The sequence below is a fragment of the Fusibacillus kribbianus genome (assembly GCF_030053595.1).
Classification (GTDB): domain Bacteria; phylum Bacillota; class Clostridia; order Lachnospirales; family Lachnospiraceae; genus Lientehia; species Lientehia kribbiana.
Genome location: NZ_JASGBQ010000002.1, coordinates 118109 through 138889, shown reverse-complemented (window position 1 = coordinate 138889; position 20781 = coordinate 118109). Strand labels below are relative to the sequence as shown.

The 20781-nt window shown below is 48.1% G+C and carries 20 protein-coding genes and 1 pseudogene; 18 read left to right on the top strand and 3 right to left on the bottom strand.

Annotation, left to right across the window (positions count from 1 at the left end):
- A complete protein-coding gene (locus QJ036_RS02340; RefSeq protein WP_283229829.1) occupies positions 1-780 on the bottom strand; it encodes a helix-turn-helix domain-containing protein in 780 nt (259 codons plus the stop codon).
- A 170-nt stretch (positions 781-950) separates the two neighbouring features.
- Between QJ036_RS02340 and QJ036_RS02335 the strand changes: the two are divergent.
- From QJ036_RS02335 to sigG, 4 genes and pseudogenes are all read left to right on the top strand, one after another.
- Positions 951-1784, top strand: a pseudogene (locus QJ036_RS02335) (sigma-E processing peptidase SpoIIGA); the annotation flags it as partial.
- A 55-nt stretch (positions 1785-1839) separates the two neighbouring features.
- Positions 1840-2580, top strand: a complete 741-nt coding sequence (gene sigE / locus QJ036_RS02330; protein ID WP_283229828.1) for an RNA polymerase sporulation sigma factor SigE — start codon at positions 1840-1842, stop codon at positions 2578-2580.
- Between the two features lie 52 nt (positions 2581-2632).
- Positions 2633-3328, top strand: coding sequence for a hypothetical protein (locus QJ036_RS02325; RefSeq protein ID WP_283229827.1), 696 nt, complete (start codon positions 2633-2635; stop codon positions 3326-3328).
- Positions 3329-3426: 98 nt separating this feature from the next.
- On the top strand, positions 3427-4209 hold the full coding sequence (gene sigG / locus QJ036_RS02320) for an RNA polymerase sporulation sigma factor SigG (protein ID WP_283229826.1): 783 nt from the start codon (positions 3427-3429) through the stop codon (positions 4207-4209).
- Between the two features lie 40 nt (positions 4210-4249).
- Here sigG and QJ036_RS02315 read toward each other — a convergent pair whose 3' ends face one another.
- Positions 4250-5479, bottom strand: a complete 1230-nt coding sequence (locus tag QJ036_RS02315) for a Y-family DNA polymerase (protein ID WP_283229825.1) — start codon at positions 5477-5479, stop codon at positions 4250-4252.
- A gap of 156 nt (positions 5480-5635) precedes the next feature.
- Here QJ036_RS02315 and QJ036_RS02310 point away from each other — a divergent pair, with 156 nt between their 5' ends.
- From QJ036_RS02310 to QJ036_RS02245, 14 genes are all read left to right on the top strand, one after another.
- The gene (locus QJ036_RS02310; protein WP_283229824.1) at positions 5636-7720 is read left to right on the top strand and encodes a DNA topoisomerase; all 2085 of its coding nucleotides are present in this window, start codon (positions 5636-5638) and stop codon (positions 7718-7720) included.
- Between the two features lie 17 nt (positions 7721-7737).
- Complete coding sequence (locus QJ036_RS02305; RefSeq protein WP_283229823.1) at positions 7738-8154, top strand: GtrA family protein; 417 nt, start codon at positions 7738-7740, stop codon at positions 8152-8154.
- A gap of 6 nt (positions 8155-8160) precedes the next feature.
- On the top strand, positions 8161-8706 hold the full coding sequence (locus QJ036_RS02300) for a PaaI family thioesterase (RefSeq protein ID WP_283229822.1): 546 nt from the start codon (positions 8161-8163) through the stop codon (positions 8704-8706).
- A gap of 108 nt (positions 8707-8814) precedes the next feature.
- Positions 8815-10479 (top strand): glutamine--tRNA ligase/YqeY domain fusion protein, encoded by a 1665-nt coding sequence (locus QJ036_RS02295; RefSeq protein WP_283229821.1) that lies wholly within the window; start codon positions 8815-8817, stop codon positions 10477-10479.
- Between the two features lie 52 nt (positions 10480-10531).
- Positions 10532-11659 (top strand): glycosyl hydrolase family 18 protein, encoded by a 1128-nt coding sequence (locus QJ036_RS02290; protein ID WP_283229820.1) that lies wholly within the window; start codon positions 10532-10534, stop codon positions 11657-11659.
- Positions 11660-11933: 274 nt separating this feature from the next.
- Complete coding sequence (locus QJ036_RS02285) at positions 11934-13424, top strand: alanine/glycine:cation symporter family protein (RefSeq protein ID WP_283229819.1); 1491 nt, start codon at positions 11934-11936, stop codon at positions 13422-13424.
- A gap of 255 nt (positions 13425-13679) precedes the next feature.
- The gene (locus QJ036_RS02280; RefSeq protein WP_283229818.1) at positions 13680-14009 is read left to right on the top strand and encodes a helix-turn-helix domain-containing protein; all 330 of its coding nucleotides are present in this window, start codon (positions 13680-13682) and stop codon (positions 14007-14009) included.
- Complete coding sequence (locus tag QJ036_RS02275; RefSeq protein ID WP_283229817.1) at positions 14009-15124, top strand: AAA family ATPase; 1116 nt, start codon at positions 14009-14011, stop codon at positions 15122-15124. Before QJ036_RS02280 ends, QJ036_RS02275 begins: the two co-directional genes overlap by 1 nt.
- Complete coding sequence (locus QJ036_RS02270; RefSeq protein WP_283229816.1) at positions 15121-15864, top strand: DUF3226 domain-containing protein; 744 nt, start codon at positions 15121-15123, stop codon at positions 15862-15864. The genes QJ036_RS02275 and QJ036_RS02270 overlap by 4 nt, the downstream gene beginning before the upstream one ends.
- A gap of 211 nt (positions 15865-16075) precedes the next feature.
- On the top strand, positions 16076-16513 hold the full coding sequence (locus QJ036_RS02265) for a PH domain-containing protein (protein ID WP_283229815.1): 438 nt from the start codon (positions 16076-16078) through the stop codon (positions 16511-16513).
- A gap of 11 nt (positions 16514-16524) precedes the next feature.
- Positions 16525-17316 (top strand): nitroreductase family protein, encoded by a 792-nt coding sequence (locus QJ036_RS02260; protein ID WP_283229814.1) that lies wholly within the window; start codon positions 16525-16527, stop codon positions 17314-17316.
- A 27-nt stretch (positions 17317-17343) separates the two neighbouring features.
- Complete coding sequence (locus QJ036_RS02255; RefSeq protein WP_283229813.1) at positions 17344-17901, top strand: DUF2284 domain-containing protein; 558 nt, start codon at positions 17344-17346, stop codon at positions 17899-17901.
- Positions 17898-18983 carry a 5' nucleotidase, NT5C type gene (locus QJ036_RS02250; RefSeq protein WP_283229812.1) on the top strand — a complete coding sequence of 362 codons (1086 nt, stop codon included), beginning with the start codon at positions 17898-17900 and terminating at the stop codon, positions 18981-18983. Before QJ036_RS02255 ends, QJ036_RS02250 begins: the two co-directional genes overlap by 4 nt.
- Before the next feature lie 35 nt (positions 18984-19018).
- Positions 19019-20038 (top strand): CFI-box-CTERM domain-containing protein, encoded by a 1020-nt coding sequence (locus tag QJ036_RS02245; RefSeq protein ID WP_283229811.1) that lies wholly within the window; start codon positions 19019-19021, stop codon positions 20036-20038.
- A gap of 55 nt (positions 20039-20093) precedes the next feature.
- Here the strand turns inward: QJ036_RS02245 and QJ036_RS02240 are convergent, their stop codons facing one another.
- Complete coding sequence (locus tag QJ036_RS02240; RefSeq protein ID WP_283229810.1) at positions 20094-20780, bottom strand: DUF4956 domain-containing protein; 687 nt, start codon at positions 20778-20780, stop codon at positions 20094-20096.
- Position 20781 lies beyond the last annotated feature (1 nt).

Sequence of the window (20781 nt, the reverse complement as noted above, 5' to 3'; positions counted from 1 at the left end):
TCAGCGCTGTTCCGTCACAGATGATCGGAAACCGGCGGGTGTCATGCCTGTTATGGCTTTAAAAAGACGGAAAAAATATTTGGGGGAGTTGTAGCCCAGTGCATAGGCTACCTCCTCCATTGTTTTTTGTGTGGTGATCAGAAGAAGCTTGGCCTTTTCTATGCGGAGCATATTGAGGTATTCCACGACAGTCTTTCCGGTTTCTTTTTTAAACTGTTTGGTCAGGGTAGAGCGGCTGATGAAAAACAGGGAGGAGAGAGTATCCAGGCTGATCGTTTCAGTCATATGAAGGTTCAGATATTGGATGATCCGTTCCATATTGGTAGGAGGCGCAGCCTCACTCATCCGGATCAGTTCGATGAGGAGAACACGCAGCAGAAGAGACAGCTGTTTTGTACAGCAGCTGGATTTATGATATTCCTCATGGATCATGGAAAAGAGGCTGCCCAGCTTCCCGTCATGATCCTGGACCTGAATCGGATGCTCCAGATTAAGCTGCGGCAGTTCTACCCAGAAGCAGTAGGCTACATTTTCGGGAGATGCCTGAAACCGGTCCTGATGCCAGCAGTTGACCGGGTAAAGGATGGTGTCAAAGAAGGTGAAATTCTGGGAACCGTCCAAAAGCTCGGTCTTTCCAAAGCCTTCCTTTCGATAGATCAGCTCGGTGTAGGGATGGCGATGAAGCGAATAATCCCACAGAGAAGAGAGCCCGTCAAAGAGCTCACAGAATTTAAGGGAAGGCTCACAGTGATAAATCTGATCAATGAGTGAGGGATCCATGGCGTCTCCTTTTCCAAGTCTTTTTCTTATTCTGATTATGGAGGAAGCGATTGTAAATGTCAATCGGTACATACCGTTTCATTGCGAAAACAGTCGATGAAAAATGGCTTTTCGCTCCTTTCTTTTGACAGATTCCGCAGAAGGAATCCTCTATAATAACCCCTGTGAAAATGAATTTATACATAGACGTGCTGTTTGCAGTAAATGTTTGGATGAATATGGGACTCTTATGGCTGACGGGGATCTGCTTAAGATACCGGAGGAAAGGACTTTGGATCGTATCGGGAGCCGCAGTGGGAGGACTTTGGAGCTGTCTTCTGATTCTGCTTCCGTTCTGTTTCCGTGCCTGGCCGCTTCCTCGATGGGGTGAGCTTCTTCTCACCTATCTGGGGATTGGCCCCGCCATGTGCCGGATCGCCTTTGGACGGCGCAGGGCGGCAGAACTCTTCCGTGCGTCCCTTATGCTGGCTGTTGTATCCATATTCATCGGGGGTTTTTTGAATCAGCTGTATTTCCATACCGGTGCAGGATATGTGATGAGAGAGCTTCTGACAGGCAGGAGTGCACAGGGAGGAGGGCTGTCTGTGCTCCTCCTATTGGCTGCTGCTTCTTTTTTTGCAGGAAAAGAGCTGCTTCTCTTTTTTTCTGCCGGAATCAGAAGTCGGGAAAATCTTGTACAGGTGCATCTGGTACGGGGAGAGAAAAGGATCACGGTAACGGCCCTTTTGGATACGGGAAACCGCCTTTATGAGCCGGCTACCGGCCTGCCGGTGTCTGTCGGGGAAAAGGAAGCCCTCAGGGAGCTTTTTCCGGAACCGGAGGAGGATACAGGATTCTTTCTGATTCCCTACCGCAGTGTGGGAGGAGAAGGATTTCTTAAGGGAAAACGGCTGGATTTCATGGAAATTATCCTGCAGGGGGAAACGGTCACGAAGATCGACGGCCCTCTGGTGATTGCCCTCAGGGAAGGAAGCCTTTCCTCAGACGGAAGCTATCAGTTGATTCTGCATCACGAGTTTACCGATGTGACAGCATCTTCAGGGAAGAGGAGGAAAAAATATGGTCGTCAGAGTAGCAGTTCCAAGCAGGTTTCAGCTCAAATTCATCACCAGCATGAGGAGTCTTCTGTTTTCAAAGAAAAACGAAGTCCATTACATCGGGGGCAGCGATGTCCTTCCGGCACCGTTTTCACCGGAAACAGAGGCAGTGATGATCGCCAGGCTGGGAACACCGGAGGAGAAGGAGGCGAGAGCCGCTCTGATCGAGCATAATCTGAGGCTGGTCGTTTACATAGCAAAAAAATTTGACAATACCGGTGTGGGGGTGGAGGATCTGATCTCCATTGGAACCATCGGCCTGATCAAGGCGATCAATACCTTTAACAGTGAAAAGAATATCAAGCTGGCCACCTATGCATCCCGATGTATCGAAAACGAAATTCTGATGTATCTCAGGCGGAACAGCAAGACAAGGCTTGAGATTTCCATTGATGAGCCCTTAAACGTGGATTGGGACGGCAATGAGCTTTTGCTCTCCGACATACTGGGAACGGAGGAGGATGTGATTTCCAGAGGGATTGAGGACGAGGTGGAAAAATCTCTTCTGAAGCTGGCTATCGGAAAGCTTTCGGAGCGGGAACGGAGGATCGTCTGTCTGAGATTTGGCATTGACCGGGAGGACGGGAGCGAGATGACCCAGAAGGAGGTGGCTGATTTAATGGGAATTTCCCAGTCCTATATTTCCAGACTGGAGAAGAAGATCATTCATCAGCTGAAAAAAGAAATTGTGCGGTTTGAATAAATGTGGTAAACTACTGTTTGTAATTACTATTTTCAGGAGGAAACCGTTTGCTATGAAGATGCTTACAAAGTACAGACGTGCAGCAGCCGTGCTGTCTGCATTGTGTTTGATATTGGGATTGGCCGGCTGCGGCTCAGGAACGAGCGGCAGCACAAGCGGAAAGGATGCCTATCAGGCCTATGTCATCAGTATTATGGATGCCAATTATCTCGGGAAATATGACCAATATATGGAGATCACCGGTTCTGCGGAGGCGGAGGCGCAAAAGATCTATGAGGCCAATGTCCAGGATTTTGCTCTGGAGATGGAGGATGCTTTCTCCATCAAACAGGATGTGGTCAGCGTGGCACTGACTGAACGGGTCATCGGGATGGCAAAAACTGTTTACAGTCAGGCGAAATATCAGGCGGTGGATGTGATCCGGGACGGAGATACCTATACGGTATCGGTGGAAATTGAGCCCATCGATTTCTTCGGGACCATTAAGGAGCCCTTCCGGTCGGCAGTGGATGCCTTTAATCTTCGGGCAAAGAACGGCGAATTTGACAACCTTACCAATGAAGAATATGAGGAAGCCTATGGCGAAGCCGTAGTGACAGCGCTGGAGGGAAAACTGTCCCCTGTGACTTACGCAAGCAAGATCAAAGTCGATATCACGCTCGATTACGATAAAGACAATAATGTGTATGTGATCAGCGATGAGCAGATGGAAGGCCTGGACGACAAGGTTGTGAATATGTCCAGATAAGCTGGAAATTTTTCCTTTTTTTTACGAAAAACTCTCCGTATAAATCCACCGGAATCCGTGCATCATTCTATATAGAATGATGATGCGGAGGTAACGGTATGGCTGTATACAAGGTGGAAATCTGTGGAGTCAATACTTCCCGGCTCCCTCTCTTAAACTCAGAGGAGAAAGAAGAACTCTGGGAGAAGATTAAGAACGGGGACCGGGAGGCCAGAGAGCGGTACATCAAGGGAAATCTCCGACTGGTGTTAAGCGTCATTCAGCGGTTTTCCGGCAACAATGAGAATATTGACGATTTATTTCAGATCGGCTGTATCGGCCTGATCAAGGCAATTGACAATTTTCAGACGGATAAAATGGTGAAATTTTCCACGTATGCCGTACCGATGATTGTCGGGGAGGTCCGAAGGTATCTCAGGGATTCGGGAAGCTCAATCCGTGTCAGCCGTTCTCTCAGAGATACGGCCTATAAGGCGATTTATGCGAGGGAAGCCCTGATGAAGCAGAACTCCAAGGAACCCAACATTATGGAAATCGCAGACGAGGTGGGGATGACCAGGGAGGAGATCGTCTATGCACTGGATGCCATCCAAAGCCCTGTGAGCCTTTATGAGCCCATCTACACCGATGGCGGTGATACGCTGTATGTCATGGATCAGATCAGCGACAAGAAAAATAAGGAAGAGCGGTGGGTGGAACAGATTTCCTTAAGTGAAGCTCTGAAGCGTCTTCCGGAGCGGGAACGTCATATCATTGAGCTTCGTTTTTTCGAAGGCAAGACCCAGATGGAGGTGGCAAAGGAAATTGCCATATCCCAGGCCCAGGTCAGCCGCCTGGAAAAAAATGCACTGCGCAGCATGAGGAATTATTTAAGCTCATAAATAAGAGTAAGCGGAAGATTCGGTTCGGGAATCTTCCGTTTTATAATTTCTTGGAGCTTCCTCCGATCATGTGATAAGTTTCACTGTTTAAAAAGCTGGCCCGTTTGACGGAGTCTTCGCCGTAGCGTTTGCGGATCTGATCAATGGCGGAATCCAGCTTTTCCAGTCTGTCATATTTTTCCGAATCAAACAGATTATACTGACGGTAGGACTGTTCTGCCAGTTTGCTGGTCTGAATACCGAGAAGACGGATGGGTGTGCCGTCCCACATCTCATCAAAGAGGGAGGAGACGGCGCAGAACAGCTCTCCGGTCACATTGGTAAGGACGGGGAGTATCCGCTGATGGGTATGGCTTACAAAATTGCAGTCTGTGATCCGGACTGAGATGCAGGAGGCTCTGAGACCGTCGTGGCGGAGTCTGGTACATACGGTTTCGCACAGGGACAGAAGAATATTTTTGGCAGTCTCGGCCGATTCCACATCGTAGGGAATCGTGGTGGAATTTCCTACTTCCTTGTCTTTGGCTATGTGAGAAAAAAGCTGGCCGTCGTCGATGCCGTTGGCATACCGGTGCAGCATTTCTCCGTGCTTTTTCAGATGAGCACGGATCGTGGCAGGATTGCTGGCTGCCAGCTGTCCAATGGTGTGGATACCGAGATTCCGAAGAGAGTTTTCTGCTGAGCGGCCTACCATGAAAAGCTCACTGATATCGAGCGGCCACATTTTGGCAGGGATCTCGTCAGGAAAGAGCGTGTGGATCTTATTTGGCTTTTCAAAATCGCTGGCCATTTTGGCGAGAAACCGGTTTTCGGAAATGCCCACATTGACGGTGAAGCCGAGCTCTTCATAAATGGTTTTCTGGACAGAACAGGCGGCCTCTGTCGGACTTCCGTACAGAAGCTCTGTTCCTGTCATATCCATAAAAGCCTCATCAATGGAAAACTGCTCCACATGAGGGCTGTAGCGTTTGAGAATTTCCAGAAAGGCTCTTGAATTTTTGTCATATAATTCAAAATCCGGCGGAAAGAGTACAAGATCCGGGCATTTTTTTAGGGCAGAGACCACCGGCTCCCCGGTTCGGACGCCGAAGGATTTTGCCAGAGGAGACTTGGCTAAAATGATACCGTGGCGCTTTTCCCGGTTTCCGCCAATGGCAGAGGCGATGAGACGGATATCTTCCCCGCAGCCGTTCTGCAGTTTATGGACGGCGGTCCAGCTTAAATAGGCGGAATTGACATCAATATGAAAGATCAGGGGACGATGGGACATAGGAAGCTCCTTTCACAGGATCAACAGCAAACTTTTGTTTATCTATTATAACATATGATCTTCCGAAAATCAAACATATGTTCTGAAAAATATTTTTCTTTCTTGTGCATTGCCCTTACCTGTGTTATGATAGAGTCCATCGGAGGAAGCTTATTTATGGGAAAGGCACTTTACATTGCAGAAAAGCCCAGTGTTGCCCAGGAGTTTGCAAAGGCTCTCAAGGTGGGCGGAAAACGACATGACGGCTATCTGGAATCGGAGGATACCATCGTGACCTGGTGCGTCGGCCACCTGGTGACCATGAGCTATCCGGAAGCATACGACAGCAAATACAAACGGTGGAGTATGGACACTCTGCCGTTTATTCCTGAACATTTTAAATATGAGGTCATCGGAAATGTGAAGAAGCAGTTCCAGACCGTGAAGGGACTCCTAAACCGGGAGGATGTGGAGACGATTTACGTCTGCACCGACTCGGGGAGGGAAGGAGAATACATCTACCGTCTGGTGGAGCAGATGGCCGGAGTCCGGGGGAAGAAACGGCTTCGGGTCTGGATCGATTCTCAGACCGAGGAGGAGATCTTAAAGGGGATCCGCACAGCCAGGGATCTGAGCGATTATGATAATCTGGCGGAGTCCGCCTATCTGCGGGCCAAGGAAGATTATCTTATGGGAATCAATTTCTCCAGGCTTCTCACCTTAAAATACGGAAACGTGATCTCGGGCTGCATGAAGTCGGACAGAACGGTTGTCAGCGTGGGACGGGTCATGACCTGTGTCCTTGGCATGGTTGTCCGAAGGGAACGGGAGATCCGTGAATTTGTGAAAACGCCCTTTTACCGGGTGCTGGCTTCCGTGACCTGTGAGGGAAGAAGCTTTGACGCAGAGTGGAGGGCTGTGCCCGGGAGCCGTTACTACGGAACTCCTGCGTTATATAAAGATAACGGATTTCTGGAACGGGAAAAGGCGGAGGAGATGATCAGCCGCCTTTCGGAGAAGAAACCTCTGTCGGCAGAGCTTATATCTCTGGAAAAGAAAAAGGAAAAGAAGAACCCGCCGCTTTTGTTCAATCTGGCGGAGCTTCAGAACACCTGCTCCAGAAGATTCAAACTGAGTCCTGATGAGACCCTCAAGGTGGTGCAGGAACTTTACGAGAAAAAGCTGGTCACTTACCCGAGAACGGATGCCAGAGTCCTTTCCACGGCAGTGGCAAAGGAGATCTATAAAAATATTCAGGGCCTGAAAGCGATTCCCGGCGTGTCGGGCTTTGCCGCCCACATTCTGGAGAGCGGAAGCTACAAGGGGATCAGCAGGACAAAATATGTGAATGATAAGCAGATCACGGATCATTACGCCATCATTCCCACCGGCCAGGGCATCGGGGCATTGAAGGGGCTTTCCGGCGTGTCGGTGAAGGTTTATGAGGTGATTGTCCGCCGCTTTTTAAGCATCTTTTATCCGCCGGCGGTGTATCAGAAATTTGGCCTGGAGCTTCTTATCGGGGATGAGCATTTCTTCGCCGGCTTTCGCGTACTTCTGGAGGAGGGCTATCTGGCGGTGACCGGCTATAGGAAAAGTAACGGCGCCAGAAAAGATAGTACGGGAAGCGCAGCTGACAGTGAGGACGGCGACGGAGCGGGAGAGGAAGCCGGGAAGGATGGGAAAAGTCCGGAGGCCGATATCAACGATCCGGAGTTTTTAGAAGCCATGAAGCGGCTGTCCAGGGGGCAGCGGCTGCCTGTGGAGGCGCTGAACATCAGAGAGGGAGAGACCTCACCGCCCAAGCGGTACACCTCCGGAACCATGATCCTTGCCATGGAAAATGCCGGACAGCTCATTGAAGACGAGGAACTGCGGGCCCAGATCAAGGGAAGCGGCATCGGGACCAGTGCAACCAGGGCAGAAATCTTAAAAAAGCTTGTAAACATTAAATATCTGGCCTTAAACAAAAAGACTCAGGTGATCACGCCCACCCTTCTCGGTGAGGTGATCTACGATACGGTTTACATGTCGATCCGGCCTCTTCTGAATCCGGATCTGACAGCCAGCTGGGAAAAGGGCCTTACCTATGTGGCGGAAGGAACCATTACCGGCGAAGAATATATGCAGAAGCTAAAGGATTTTATCGTCAGACGGACGGAGAATGTGATGCGGCTCGGCAACAGTGCCCAGATTCGGCAGTGCTGCAGCCGGGCAGAGGGATTTTATAAAAAGACAGTACGGAGCAGAAAGCGTGAATGACCATGTGGAAAAAATGTGTGGGTTTATACAGAAAATATGAGGAGATCATCAATTATCTCATAGTGGGAGTTTTGACAACGGTGGTGAGTCTGGCCATCTATTACGGATCAGTTCTTACCTTTTTAAATCCGGAAAATGCCATTCAGCTGCAGATCGCCAACGTGATCTCCTGGATCGGTGCAGTGGCCTTCGCCTATGTGACAAACCGGAAATTTGTCTTTAAAAGCCACAGCAAAAACCGGCTTTCGGAGGTGGCAAAATTTGTGGGCTCCCGTGTGGCGACCCTTCTCATGGACATGGCTGTCATGTATCTTCTTGTGACCCTTCTTCACGGAAGCGATAAGATCGCCAAGCTGGTAAGCCAGGTGGTGGTCATGGTGGGAAATTATGTGTTGAGCAAGCTGTTTGTGTTTCGGAAAAACAGCCAGAGGTGACGGACAATGGATTACAAAAAAATGCTGGAAGAGAAAAAAAGGCTGTCAGAGGGAACGGATGACAAGTCTCAGAAGATCATGGAACAGGTCATCCGCCGTGTGATTGCGGGAGACTGGAATATGACCCCCGACGGGACAAAGGCCGAAAAAGCCGGTGTGCAGACCTCGAAAGACAGGGGGCCCCGCATTCATGATATGATGAGAAAGGAGTTTGTATCCTGTGATGAGGAAAAGGGGATCCTGACTCTTGCCTTTGAGGTGGAGGAATGGGAACTGAATCCCAACGGTGTCATGCACGGCGGACTCATTGCCACCGCCATGGATACCACCTGCGGGATGCTGGTGCGTTATCTTTCCGGGAAGCTGGGAGCCTCCACGATTTCTCTGAATGTGGATTATTTAAGACCGGTACCGTTGGGAGACCGGCTGCTTGTGACAGCCCGCGTTCTCCGTATCGGAAGGAAGGTGGCAAATCTGACGGCGGAGGCTGTGAGGGCATCCGACGGCAAAACGGCAGACGCGGCGGCGGCAGTTTTCTATTTGGGTGAATAGGAAGCCATAAAGTATTTTACAAATTGGAATTCTGTGGTATGATATAAAAATATCGGAGACACTGTAAAAAATGGTGTCCTATTGAAAAACAGACAGCAGGAGGCTTTTATGGAAAACGAAACTAAAAACTTTATCGAGCAGATCATTGATAAGGATTTGGCCGAAGGGGTCTATGACCATGTGCAGACCAGGTTTCCACCGGAGCCCAATGGCTATCTTCACATTGGACATGCCAAGTCGATTCTTCTGAATTATGGACTGGCAAAGAAGTATCAGGGTAAATTTAACATGCGTTTTGACGACACGAACCCGACCAAGGAAAAGAGTGAGTTCGTGGAATCCATAAAGGCTGATGTAGCCTGGCTCGGGGCAGACTGGGAGGACCGTCTGTTTTTCGCATCGGATTATTTTGAGACGATGTATGAATGCGCAGTCAAGCTGATCAAGAAGGGGAAGGCCTTTGTCTGTGATCTGACGGCAGAACAGATTCGGGAGTATCGCGGAACCCTGACCGAGCCTGGGAAGAACAGCCCTTACCGGGACAGGAGCGTCGAGGAGAATCTGGAGCTTTTTGAAAATATGAAGAAGGGTGTTTACAAGGACGGCGAGAAGGTTCTTCGCGCCAAGATCGATATGGCTTCTCCCAACATTAATATGCGGGATCCTGTCATTTACCGCGTGGCACATCTGACCCATCACAATACGGGAGATGCCTGGTGCATTTATCCCATGTATGATTTCGCCCACCCCATTGAGGATGCGGTTGAGCATGTGACCCACTCCATCTGTACACTGGAATTTGAAGATCACCGGCCTCTGTATGACTGGGTAGTGCGGGAGTGTGAGTTTGATCATCCGCCCAAGCAGATCGAGTTTGCCAAGCTGTATCTGAAAAATGTGGTGACCGGCAAGCGGTATATCAAGAAGCTGGTGGAGGACGGTATTGTGGACGGTTGGGATGATCCCCGTCTGGTGTCCATCAGCGGTTTGAGACGGCGCGGCTATACGCCGGAGTCCATCCGCATGTTTGTGGAGATGGCAGGCGTTTCCAAGAGCAACAGCATCTGTGAGATGCCCATGCTGGAATACTGTATCCGTGAGGACCTGAAGATGAAGCGGCCCAGAATGATGGCAGTTCTTCATCCTCTGAAGCTTGTCATTGACAATTATCCTGAGGATCAGGTGGAATATATGGAGGTCCAGAATAATCAGGAAAATCCGGAACTGGGCGTCCGCACCGTTCCCTTCTGCAGGGAGCTTTACATCGAGCAGGAGGATTTCATGGAGGTGCCTGTGAAAAAGTATTTCCGTCTCTTCCCCGGCAATGAGGTCCGCCTCATGAACGGATATTTTGTGACCTGCACCGATGTGGTGAAGGATGAGAACGGAAATGTCACCGAGGTACACTGCACGTATGATCCGGAGACAAGAAGCGGAAGCGGCTTCACCGGAAGGAAGGTGAAAGGAACCATCCACTGGGTATCCGCCCGCCATGCAGTGAAGGCGGAGGTCCGCCTTTATGAGAACATCATCGATGAGGAAAAGGGAGTATACAATGAGGAGGACGGAAGTCTGAATCTGAATCCCAATTCCCTGACGGTCCTGAAGGAATGCTATCTGGAGCCGGGACTGGCAGATGCCAAAGTGCCGGACAGCTTCCAGTTTGTGAGAAACGGATATTTCTGTGTGGACAGCAAGGATTCCACTCCGGAGCATCCGGTATTCAACCGGATCGTATCACTGAAGAGCTCCTTTAAGATCGAAAAGGCTTAAATGGGCCTTCTCCTGCATATAGTAATCATGAGAATTCTGAATGTGGTGAGTCATGATCTATGTGGTGGAGCAGGGGGATTCCCTGTATTCGATTTCACAGCGCTTCGGTGTGACGGAAGCGCAGCTTATCCGGGATAATCAGCTTTATGGCCTGTCTCATCTTGTGGTGGGGCAGGCTCTGTTGATTTTGACAGGAGAGAAGACCGTTTCGGTGGGAGATCTGTTTTCCTCCGGTTATACGTATACTTTTGTGAATCCGGGAGTTCTTTCGGAGGCACTTCCCCATATGGATGAGCTGATGGTGTTTTCCTACGGCTTTACCATCGACGGGGAGCTGATCCCGCCGGCCGTGGATGACCTGCCTGTGATCAGACAGGCCTGGAGGGCAGGGGCAGAGCCTGTGTTGGTTTTAACACCCTTCGACGCTTCGGGAGCCTTCAATAATTATCTGGTCAGGCAGGTGGTGGAAAATAAGCAGGTTCAGGACACACTCATTGCCAACCTTCTTCAGACGGTAGAGGAACGGGGCTATATGGGTGTCGACGTGGATTTTGAATTTATCCTTCCGGAAGACCGGGTATATTACGCAGAATTTGTCGGAAATTTGAGAGAAGTCATGAACCGGAACGGTTATAAGGTCTCGGTGGCTCTGGCGCCAAAGGTGTCAGCAGACCAGCGGGGCCTTTTGTATGAGGGAATCGATTACCGCCTCCTGGGAGAAAACTCAGACCAGGTGCTTCTCATGACCTATGAATGGGGCTATACCTACGGGCCGCCCATGGCAGTGGCTCCCATCAATAAAGTCCGGCAGGTGCTGGACTATGCCGTACAGGAGATCCCGGCGGAAAAGATCCTGATGGGGGTTCCCAATTACGGGTATGACTGGCCCCTTCCCTTCGAGCAGGGAGTGACGGAAGCGAGGACCATCGGAAATGTGGAGGCTGTTTTGCTGGCAGCTGAATACTATGCGGAGATCCGGTTTGATGAGACGGCGAAGAGCCCGTATTTCTTCTACATGGAAAACGGCAGGGATCACGAAGTATGGTTCGAGGATGTGAGAAGCTACGAGGCGAAGTTTTCGCTGGCTAACAGCTATGGCTTTCGGGGTGTCGGTTTCTGGAATTTTCAGAGACCGTTTCTGGCAGGCTGGCTGCTGCTTTCCGACATGAGGGGAAGGTGACGGCTCAGATGGCACATGGATTTATTACGGTAAATTTGCAGAGGAATAAAGCTGAAAATCTTGACAGACAGGGAAATATGTGTTAATTTTGTGAAGTAAATGAGTTTGGATGCTTGCAATGGGGCGGGCCGGAGAAATGCCGTATGCTGCCTGTGTGAGCGGAAAAGAAGGTTGAGCAGGTGAGGCAAAGATCTCCCCTGCTTTTTTCATTGCCGTATTCCCTGCTTGTTTTCCGAGGAGAAGATTCAGATAAAACAAAAAGAGGAGAGAGTGTATGGAAAAGATGATTGCACAGATTAACGGCATCGTCAATAATTTTGTCTGGGGAATCCCCATGCTGGTGCTTCTGGTGGGCACGGGCATTCTGATGACGGTGCTCACAAAGGTATTTCAGGTCTCCCATATCGGATATTGGATGAAGCATACCTTTGGCAGTATTTTTACGGATAAGCACATTACAAAGCACACGGGAGCGGAGGATAAGTCGATTTCACAGTTCCAGTCCCTGTGTACGGCACTGGCGGCTACCATCGGTACCGGCAACATCGTCGGCGTGGCATCTGCTCTGATCTTCGGCGGCCCCGGAGCGATTTTCTGGATGTGGATCGTAGCCTTCTTTGGAATGATGACCAATTATTCTGAGAATGTCCTTGGTATTTACTTCCGCAGAAAGAACAGCAAGGGCGAATGGAGCGGCGGCGCTATGTATTATCTGCGGGATGGTCTGGGCGCCAAAAAGCATATGAAATATGTGGGCTCTGTCCTGGCGGTGCTGTTCTCGGTATTCTGTCTGCTCGCTTCCTTTGGAATCGGAAATATGAGCCAGATCAACTCTATTGCCGGAAATATGCAGGGAGCTTTCGGGATTCCCAAGCTTGCCACCGGAATCGTGCTGATGGTTCTGGCCGGACTGGTGATCATCGGCGGTATCAAGAGAATCGCTTCTGTTTCGGAGAAGCTGGTTCCTTTTATGGCCATCATTTATATTCTCGGAGCTCTTGGTATCTGCATCATCAACGGAAAGCAGGTGGGTGCGGCTTTCACTGCAATCTTCAAGGGTGCGTTCCAGATGAAGGCCGTGGGCGGCGGCATTGTAGGCTCCGGCTTGAAGCTGGCGCTCACCTGGGGTATGAAGAGAGGCGTATTCTCCAATGAGGCAGGTCTTGGTTCTTCGGTTATGGTTCACTCCAGCTCCAATGTGAAGGAGCCTGTCCGTCAGGGAATGTGGGGAATCTTCGAAGTGTTCGCTGATACCATTGTGGTTTGTACGCTGACGGCTCTGGCTGTTCTGACCTCCGGCCTGGTGGATCTAAACACGGGCGCCGTTTTAAGCAGCTCGGAAGGCTCTGCGCTGGTGGGAGAAGCCTTTGGCACAGTCTTTGGTCAGGCAGGTCCGGCATTCATCGCCATCGCCATCCTCCTGTTTGCCTTTTCCACAGTGCTCGGATGGAGCCATTACGGAACAAAGGCCTTCGAGTATCTGTTCTCTGAAAAATGGACCATCGTTTATCGGGTGATTTTTATTGTATTTATTCTCTGCGGCGCCACCATGAACCTGGAGCTGGCCTGGGATCTTTCTGATACCTTCAACGGCCTTATGGCGATCCCCAACCTGATCGGTGTTCTTGTTCTGTCGCCCATCGTAATGAAGATTACGAAGAATTATGTGGACAGAAGAATCAAACATCAGGATATTGATCCGATGCTTTCCGCCTTCCCGGAGATTCAGGCAGAACAGGCCAGAGGGCTGGACGAGAGTGATTGAGCATAGCTTCGGACGTTTGAAAAAATTCCTTAAAAAATCGCTGAGGTCATTGTGACTTCAGCGATTTTTGACTTAGGGTAAAGATAAGAGATAAATTTAAAATATGTCATACGTAACAATTTAGCTGTAAAAAATGAAAAAATATGTTATTAATAACAATACAGGAGATTATTAATAAAAATATGTCACACATAACAATTCGATGTATATTTTGAAATAAATATGTTATACTTAAAATAAAAGGAGGTTGTTATTATGAATACCGAAGATATGAGTTCTATATTTGAACAAATAGATAACTTAAAAAAACCTGCATCTGAATCAAAAGGAAAAACTTTTGATACTTCAAAAAATACTCTACGCGAAGTGTTAAATGGAGTATCAGAGGAAATACAAAGAGTGTTGGATGAGAATAATTTTACACAGGAAGATTTATGTCGGATTACTAATATGTCCCAATCTAATATCAGTAAAATACAAAACGGTAAGGTTGTTCCTAAAATAGAAACCTTACAGAAGATTGCAATGGCTACAAACACAAGACTGGTAATAAGTTTTGAGAGTATTGAAGGAGATGATCAGTAATGGCGTTTATCAAATCGATTGAAATAAATCAATTCAGGGGTATTCAGAAATTAACTGTTTCAGGCTTTTCTAACATTAATCTCATAGCAGGAGATAACAATAGCGGTAAAACAACATTTTTAGAAGCAATACAGTTGTTGTTTGTTAAATCACAGCTGAGCTCCATTAAGAATGTGATTAATCAAAGAACAGTAATCAACCCAAACAGCAGTTTTTATACTTCATTTATCAAAATGTTTAATATTGAACAGAACAAAGAGCAACTGGAAATTGATATTTATGCGAACAGCAGTAATGGGCCGCTTGAGTTTGAACTGAGTGGGTGTGAAAGAACGGTTTCTGGTGAGGATGCCCTTCAGTTGTCAACACTGTCAGCACGCCAAAAAACACAGTATAAAAGATCGCCAGCTATTATTCCTGAAACAGCTAAAATATTTACTGGGAGTATTATCACTCAAACAGAAAAGAAGACAGTAGAAAAAGAGATACGATGTACTTCTTTGGATAATGGAATTCCGGGAACTATCGTAAAAAGGGAAGTTCATTATATACCATCTTTCGGACACTTGCGCTACGATTTGTTACGGAATATTGTAGAGAATCAAGAATACAAGAAGCTTGTAATCGATATCCTGAGACAATTTGATGATTCTATTGAGGATATTTGTTATACGAAAGCAGATGATGGAACATATCTGGAGAGCATCATCACAAAGAACAATGTAATTTTGCCTTTTTCTGTTTATGGTGACGGCATCAAAAAAATATTATATATTCTTAATAAGCTGTTTGATGCCACAGATTCATTATTATTGATTGATGAGATAGAAACGGGGCTGCACAAAAAATATTTTGATATATTGTTTCCGGTCGTATTTGCATTGGCAAGAAAGCTGAATGTTCAAGTGTTCATCGCAACACATAGTATTGAAGCCATTGAAGCAATACTAAGATATGGTAATTACGAAAAAAATGACAGTAAGAATGATCCGATAAAGGTTATTACATTAAAAAAAGTCGAAGTAGATAATGGCAGTAACATAGTTGCACGAAATGTTACGGGCAAATATGTATACGATAACAGAAAAGTATTTGAATTCGAGGTGCGCCTATGATGACAGAATTAGTACTTGTAGAAGGCGTGTCAGATGTACAGCTGATAAGTTATTATTTGCAAAATGTGTATGGATGGAAGCATGAAAAAAGTAATATACTTGGTATATTTCAGCTTGATGAACACGAACATATTGAGAACCTTTCAAAAAATGAAAACCAGCTTATTTTATGCGGTGTGGGGGGCAATGGTAAATTCGCGTATTTTGTTGAACAGCATCGTGTAAATGATATGATTGTTGAGAAAGATATTTCTTCATTAATGGTTGTTACAGACAGAGATGAATCGTCGGATGTGAAGGTCACAAGAGTAATTAATAACTCGCTTGAGAAGATATCCGTCAAGGCCGGCCAATGGATGAATAATAGTATCGAGGATTCATTTAAGCAGCAGAAGATCATTAGTACATATCTTTTAATCATTCCGGGAAATGAAAAAGGTGCATTGGAAAAGGCAATAATTGATGCATTGAATGATATTCCAGAAGAAACCGATTTAATTCAAAAAGTGGTTCAGTTTATTGATTCCCTAAAAAGGGAGTTGGTTCCTGAATTAAATCAGACCAATAAAGCGAACAAAGCAACGGTAGGAACGTTTTTCAGTGTTCGGGCTCCTAAAAATGCAATGAGATCTTTGGGTATCTTCATTTCAAAAATAGATTGGTCAAAATCAGAATCTCTAAAAATGTTATTTTTACCGTTCCAGTATTTGGGAGAGGGAAAACCAATTGAAACTAAATAGCTCTAAGAAATCTGGGACAAAGAAGGGGCAAAGCGGAAATAAACTTTTACTTTATTGTTCTGCATGTGGATCAGGCGGCTTACTCTGCATCGTTGACAGCGGGATATCATGCCGATATAATGATAAAAGGATCTGCTGCTGCCTGTAGGAAATCATTACAGGACAGCAAAGTATCTCAGAAAAAGGCTTTGAGAAGGGGGGAGGACACAGGATGGCGGCTATCAGTTTAAAGAAGGCTTCCGGAGGAAAAAAGGGTGTAGGTTTTTTTACAGTCGCAGTGTTTCTTGTTGTGCTTATCCTTCTTTCAACCGGGCACGCAGGAGCCCGGGTTGGAACGGAATCTGTAAAAATCAAGAGCACCTACTGGCCGTCAAAAGAAATACCGAAGGAGGAGATCCTTTCCGTTTCCTTCCGGGAGGATTTTGATACGGGAAGACGGGTGGGCGGCTTTGGAAGCTTTGTCCTTTCTCTGGGGCGTTTTCAGAATGAAGAGTTTGGAAAGTATGATCTGTATGCCAACAACGGGTGTAAGGCGTATGTCGTTATGGAGACCGTGGACGGAATGGTCGTGGTTAATGAGAAAAAGGAAGAAGCTACAAAGGCTCTTTATGAAGAGATCAGGGCCTTGATCGATCAACAGGAAAAGTGAGGGAACGGATTATGATTTCTATTGATGATAAGTTATGTATCGGCTGCGGTGCCTGCGCGGCAGACTGTCTTCTGGACAATATTCATCTGGAGGAGGGAAAGGCAGTTTACGGTGAGCGGTGTATCGGCTGCGGGCATTGTGTTGCAGTCTGTCCGGTGAAGGCAGTATCCATTCCGTCGTATGATATGGAAGACGTGGAGGAATACGATCAGGAAACCTTTGTTTTGAAGCCGGAGCAGTATCTCCATGCGGTGAAATTCCGAAGAAGCATCCGCAACTATGAAAACAGGCCGGTGGAGGAGGAAAAGCTGGAACAGATCCTGCAGGCAGGACGCTATACACCGACGGCAGCCAACCGGCAGGCCTGTCGGTTCTATGTGGTGAAGGAGCAGCTTCCGGAATGGAAAGAGCAGGTTTGGAAGGCACTTCCCACAGTCATTGAGCTTCTTTGGAGTGAGAATGGGAAAATGGCAGTGCGTTTTGAGCAGTTTTTGGAGGAGCACAAAAAGGATCCGAAACGGGATTCCCTGTTTTTCCAGGCTCCGGTTTTTCTGGCAGTGGAAGCGCCGGATTCCTTTGATGCGGGCCTGGCGGCTGCCAATATGGAAAACATGGCAGTGGCGCAGGGACTTGGGGTTCTTTACAGCGGATACCTCACAAGGATCATCGGGGAGTCTCAGGAACTGAAACAATGGCTTGGCCTTTCTGACAGATCGCCGGCTATCTGTATGCTTTTGGGATATCCTTCCGTGAATTATAAGAGAACGGCACCGAGAAAGCCGGCAGATATTGTACGGAAATAAGATTGTAATAAATGGAGAGTGGCTTGTATGACAGAAGAAAAAAAGGCCGGGATCGAGGAGAAGCTTCTTGAATTTCCTCTTGCCGAGTATGCCTATATCCGGCCGGAGGAACTGACATTTCCGGACCGGGTCCGTTATATCTGCAAGACGGAGTGTCCGCGGTATAATACCTCCTGGGCCTGTCCTCCGGCGGTGGGAACCGTGGAGGAGTGCAGAGAACGATGCCTTTCCTATGAGGAAGGGTTTATGTTCACGACCTTTTCCGAAGTGCCGGACATTGCAAATCTGGAGGAGACACTGACCTTCCGGGAGGAGCATGAAAGGATCACAAGACAGATCCGGGAAATATTCCGGGAGGAGGGCTTTGAGGTCCTTGGACTGTCAACAGAATCCTGCGCGATCTGCGGAGAATGCGCTTATCCGGCTGCGCCCTGCCGTCATCCGGACAAGATGTTTCCCTGTGTGGAAAGCTATGGGATATTGGTGACAGAGCTGGCGGAGCGCCATGGCATCCAGTTCCTTTACGGGGGGAATGTGGTGACCTGGTTTAGTCTGCTGCTGTTAAAAGAGAGGAAGGATTCATGAAAAAATACTTTAGAATCGGTCTGGATGTGGATGATATCCTGTTTTCCTGCAATGAATATGCGGTGGAGCTGGCCAACAGGGAATATGGCTTTGAACCGCCGATGACGATAGAAGAGATCCAGTCCTGGGGAAAAACCGGCAGACGAACAGATGTACTGCTGGATTATTATCAGAAGGAAAGCTTTGTAAAAAATCAGCCTCTTTTACCGGGGGCAAGGCAGTTTGTGGAAGAGCTTTCCAGACGGGCGGAGGTATTCTTTGTTTCCGCCATTCCGCCGAAGCTGATGGGGATCCGGGAGGAGCAGCTTTCCGAGGCATTTCCCATGGTGCCGGGGAAAAATATGATCCTCGGGTTTCGCAAGGAGCTTGTAAATATGGACATTCTTCTGGACGACGGAGGGCATAATATCTCCTCATCCAGCTCCGCTTATCCGGTTCTCATGCGAAAGCCCTGGAACCGCCATATGACCGGCTGTATCTCTGTCAATAATTACGATGAATTTCTGACTTTTCTTGATATCCTCATGAATCCCATGGCATACCAGTGTGAGGGTGGGACGGAAAACAAGGTTCTGGCGCTCATTGGTCCTTCCGGTTCCGGGAAGACGGAACTTATGGGAGAGCTTATGAAGACCTGCGGAGCGGTACGCGCGAAATCCTACACCACCAGGGAAAGAAAGGGAGGAGAGGAAGAGGACGCTTACCATTTTGTGACACCGGAGGAATTTTTCCGGCTGGAGCAGGAGGGCGCTTTTTTTGAGACCACCCGATATGCCCAAAACTGCTACGGAAGCATGATCAAGGATATCGATGACGTGCTGGCCGGAGGAAATCATGCGGTAATGGCGGTGGATATCTGCGGAGGCATCGCTTTAAAGAGGGCTTATAAAAAACGGGCGGCTCTGATATTTGCGGAAAGGCCGAAGGAGGAACTGATTTCTTCGGTTCTGGACCGGCGCTGTCCGAGAGAGGAAAAGATCAAGCGCCTGGTGTCTCTGGACACGGAGCTTCGAAATGAGGAATTCTGCGACTTTACAGTCAGAAATTCGGAAGACCTTCGAAAGCTGATGACAAAAATCTGAGCAGCAGATGAGAAAAGAAAAAAGGAGAGACGGATATGGCAAACAGAGAAGGAAAATGTCCCCAGTGCGGAGGAACTTTGAGTATTCCGGAGGAGCTTCTTAAGTTTTCCTGTATGTACTGCGGTGCAGTGCTCCATCAGGAGGACCTTGTTGTGGCTCAGGTGAAAAAGGAAAAGAACCCTCTGGAGGACATGCTTCAGAGGCTTTATGAAACAGGGGATGAAAAGACCGAGGATCTGATCGATCAGATGCTTGAGCTTGATAAATACAGCTTAAAGGCCAATGAAATCTATACGCGGCTTCATTTCAATGAGCTTCTTTTGAACCATCAGGACGCCCTGAATCATTTCAGCCGCTCGGAATATACCGTATATTTTGATAAGTATAAGCTTCAGAGCCGTCCGGTTCTGGAGGCTCTGGACCGGTATGCCGTGGCTTCGGAGGATAAGGGAGAGGCGCTGATGCATGAGCTGGCGAAGGAGCTTTTTGAGGCAGTGGACAAAAAGCTGGAAACGGATCCTTCCCTGAAATCCAGAAATGCCCGATCCATGAAAAAGGATCAGTATAAGACCATACTGGCGATCTATATGGTTCCCATGGTACAGGAGCAGAAGCTTTCCGCCGGAGGGCGGCTGGCTGACATCCTGGTGGAGGAGTGGATCCGCAAAAATCCCAAACAGAAGATTGCCAGAGCCAGCTATCAGGATCTGGTGTCCGGATTTAAAAAGGGAAAACTGTGTTTTATTACGACTGCGGTCTGCGAGTCCTTCGGAAAGCCTGACGACTGCTATGAGCTTACAAGCTTCCGAAGGTTCCGGGATGAGCAGATGCTTGCGACACCGGAGGGCAGAGCACTGGTAGAGGAGTATTACGACGTGGCACCGGCCATTGTCACCTGTATCGATCTTTCGGAGGAGCGAAAGAGTGTATACGCGGATATCTGGAGGGAGTGGCTCGCTCCCTGTCTCAAGGATATTGAGTCCGGCAGAATGGCCGACTGTGGGAAACGGTATGGGCAGATGGTAAGAAGTCTGAAACAAAAGTATCTGTCGTAAGTATCACATGACGCCGAAGGAATTCATCGACAACGGCTTTACAGAGGAATGACCATTATTCGTAGACCTTATCTTCATATTCATTTAATACCAGAGAGACATTCATGTTTCCGTTGCGGCACCGGATTCCGTCGATAAAGGCTTTCTGGCTGGCGTTCTTTTTCAGCTGAATGCGGTAGACCAGTTCGAACAGGGTGCCGAATTCTGTGGTGCGCACTCGGCGCATTTTGTAGGAAGCAGTATATTCTTTGAGGATATCGTCAAAGACTCCTTCGTAGTTTAAATCCTCCGGAATAGTGATCTTGAGAGTCATGGCTTCGGTCTTCGGATGGCCGAAGCCTGTTTTTTCAAGAAGGATCATAGCAAGGCACAGAATCAGGGCGAAGAGCATCGCATAGGTGAGAAAGCCCATTCCGGCTGCCAGACCGACGGCCACAGTGAAGAATACATAGGCGATATCCTTGGGATCTCCCGGTGCGCTCCGGAAGCGGATCAGGGAGAAGGCTCCTGCCAGCGAAAAGGCCCTGGCCACATTGCTGCCTACAAGAAGAATGACAGTGGCAATGATGGCAGGAAGCATGATCAGCGTAATGGGGAAGGAAGGCTGGCAGCCGCTTTCTTTGTGGGTGAAAAGATAAACGCAGCTGATGAAAAGTCCGGTCAGAAGGGCACAGCCTAAAATAGCAAGGGTGGAGGAGAGAGTCAGGCTGTCACCGGCCACCGAGGAAAATATGTAGTTCATT

Bases quoted from the DNA above. Each gene is read 5' to 3' on its own strand.
- sigE (WP_283229828.1), top strand. From the start codon at position 1,840: ATGGTCGTCAGAGTAGCAGTTCCAAGCAGGTTTCAGCTCAAATTCATC.
- QJ036_RS02290 (WP_283229820.1), top strand. From the start codon at position 10,532: ATGATCTATGTGGTGGAGCAGGGGGATTCCCTGTATTCGATTTCACAG.
- QJ036_RS02295 (WP_283229821.1), top strand. From the start codon at position 8,815: ATGGAAAACGAAACTAAAAACTTTATCGAGCAGATCATTGATAAGGAT.
- QJ036_RS02300 (WP_283229822.1), top strand. From the start codon at position 8,161: ATGGATTACAAAAAAATGCTGGAAGAGAAAAAAAGGCTGTCAGAGGGA.
- QJ036_RS02310 (WP_283229824.1), top strand. From the start codon at position 5,636: ATGGGAAAGGCACTTTACATTGCAGAAAAGCCCAGTGTTGCCCAGGAG.
- sigG (WP_283229826.1), top strand. From the start codon at position 3,427: ATGGCTGTATACAAGGTGGAAATCTGTGGAGTCAATACTTCCCGGCTC.
- QJ036_RS02270 (WP_283229816.1), top strand. From the start codon at position 15,121: ATGATGACAGAATTAGTACTTGTAGAAGGCGTGTCAGATGTACAGCTG.
- QJ036_RS02260 (WP_283229814.1), top strand. From the start codon at position 16,525: ATGATTTCTATTGATGATAAGTTATGTATCGGCTGCGGTGCCTGCGCG.
- QJ036_RS02325 (WP_283229827.1), top strand. From the start codon at position 2,633: ATGAAGATGCTTACAAAGTACAGACGTGCAGCAGCCGTGCTGTCTGCA.
- QJ036_RS02315 (WP_283229825.1), bottom strand. From the start codon at position 5,479: ATGTCCCATCGTCCCCTGATCTTTCATATTGATGTCAATTCCGCCTAT.
- QJ036_RS02280 (WP_283229818.1), top strand. From the start codon at position 13,680: ATGAATACCGAAGATATGAGTTCTATATTTGAACAAATAGATAACTTA.
- QJ036_RS02255 (WP_283229813.1), top strand. From the start codon at position 17,344: ATGACAGAAGAAAAAAAGGCCGGGATCGAGGAGAAGCTTCTTGAATTT.
- QJ036_RS02340 (WP_283229829.1), bottom strand. From the start codon at position 780: ATGGATCCCTCACTCATTGATCAGATTTATCACTGTGAGCCTTCCCTT.
- QJ036_RS02245 (WP_283229811.1), top strand. From the start codon at position 19,019: ATGGCAAACAGAGAAGGAAAATGTCCCCAGTGCGGAGGAACTTTGAGT.
- QJ036_RS02285 (WP_283229819.1), top strand. From the start codon at position 11,934: ATGGAAAAGATGATTGCACAGATTAACGGCATCGTCAATAATTTTGTC.
- QJ036_RS02250 (WP_283229812.1), top strand. From the start codon at position 17,898: ATGAAAAAATACTTTAGAATCGGTCTGGATGTGGATGATATCCTGTTT.
- QJ036_RS02275 (WP_283229817.1), top strand. From the start codon at position 14,009: ATGGCGTTTATCAAATCGATTGAAATAAATCAATTCAGGGGTATTCAG.
- QJ036_RS02240 (WP_283229810.1), bottom strand. From the start codon at position 20,780: ATGAACTACATATTTTCCTCGGTGGCCGGTGACAGCCTGACTCTCTCC.
- QJ036_RS02265 (WP_283229815.1), top strand. From the start codon at position 16,076: ATGGCGGCTATCAGTTTAAAGAAGGCTTCCGGAGGAAAAAAGGGTGTA.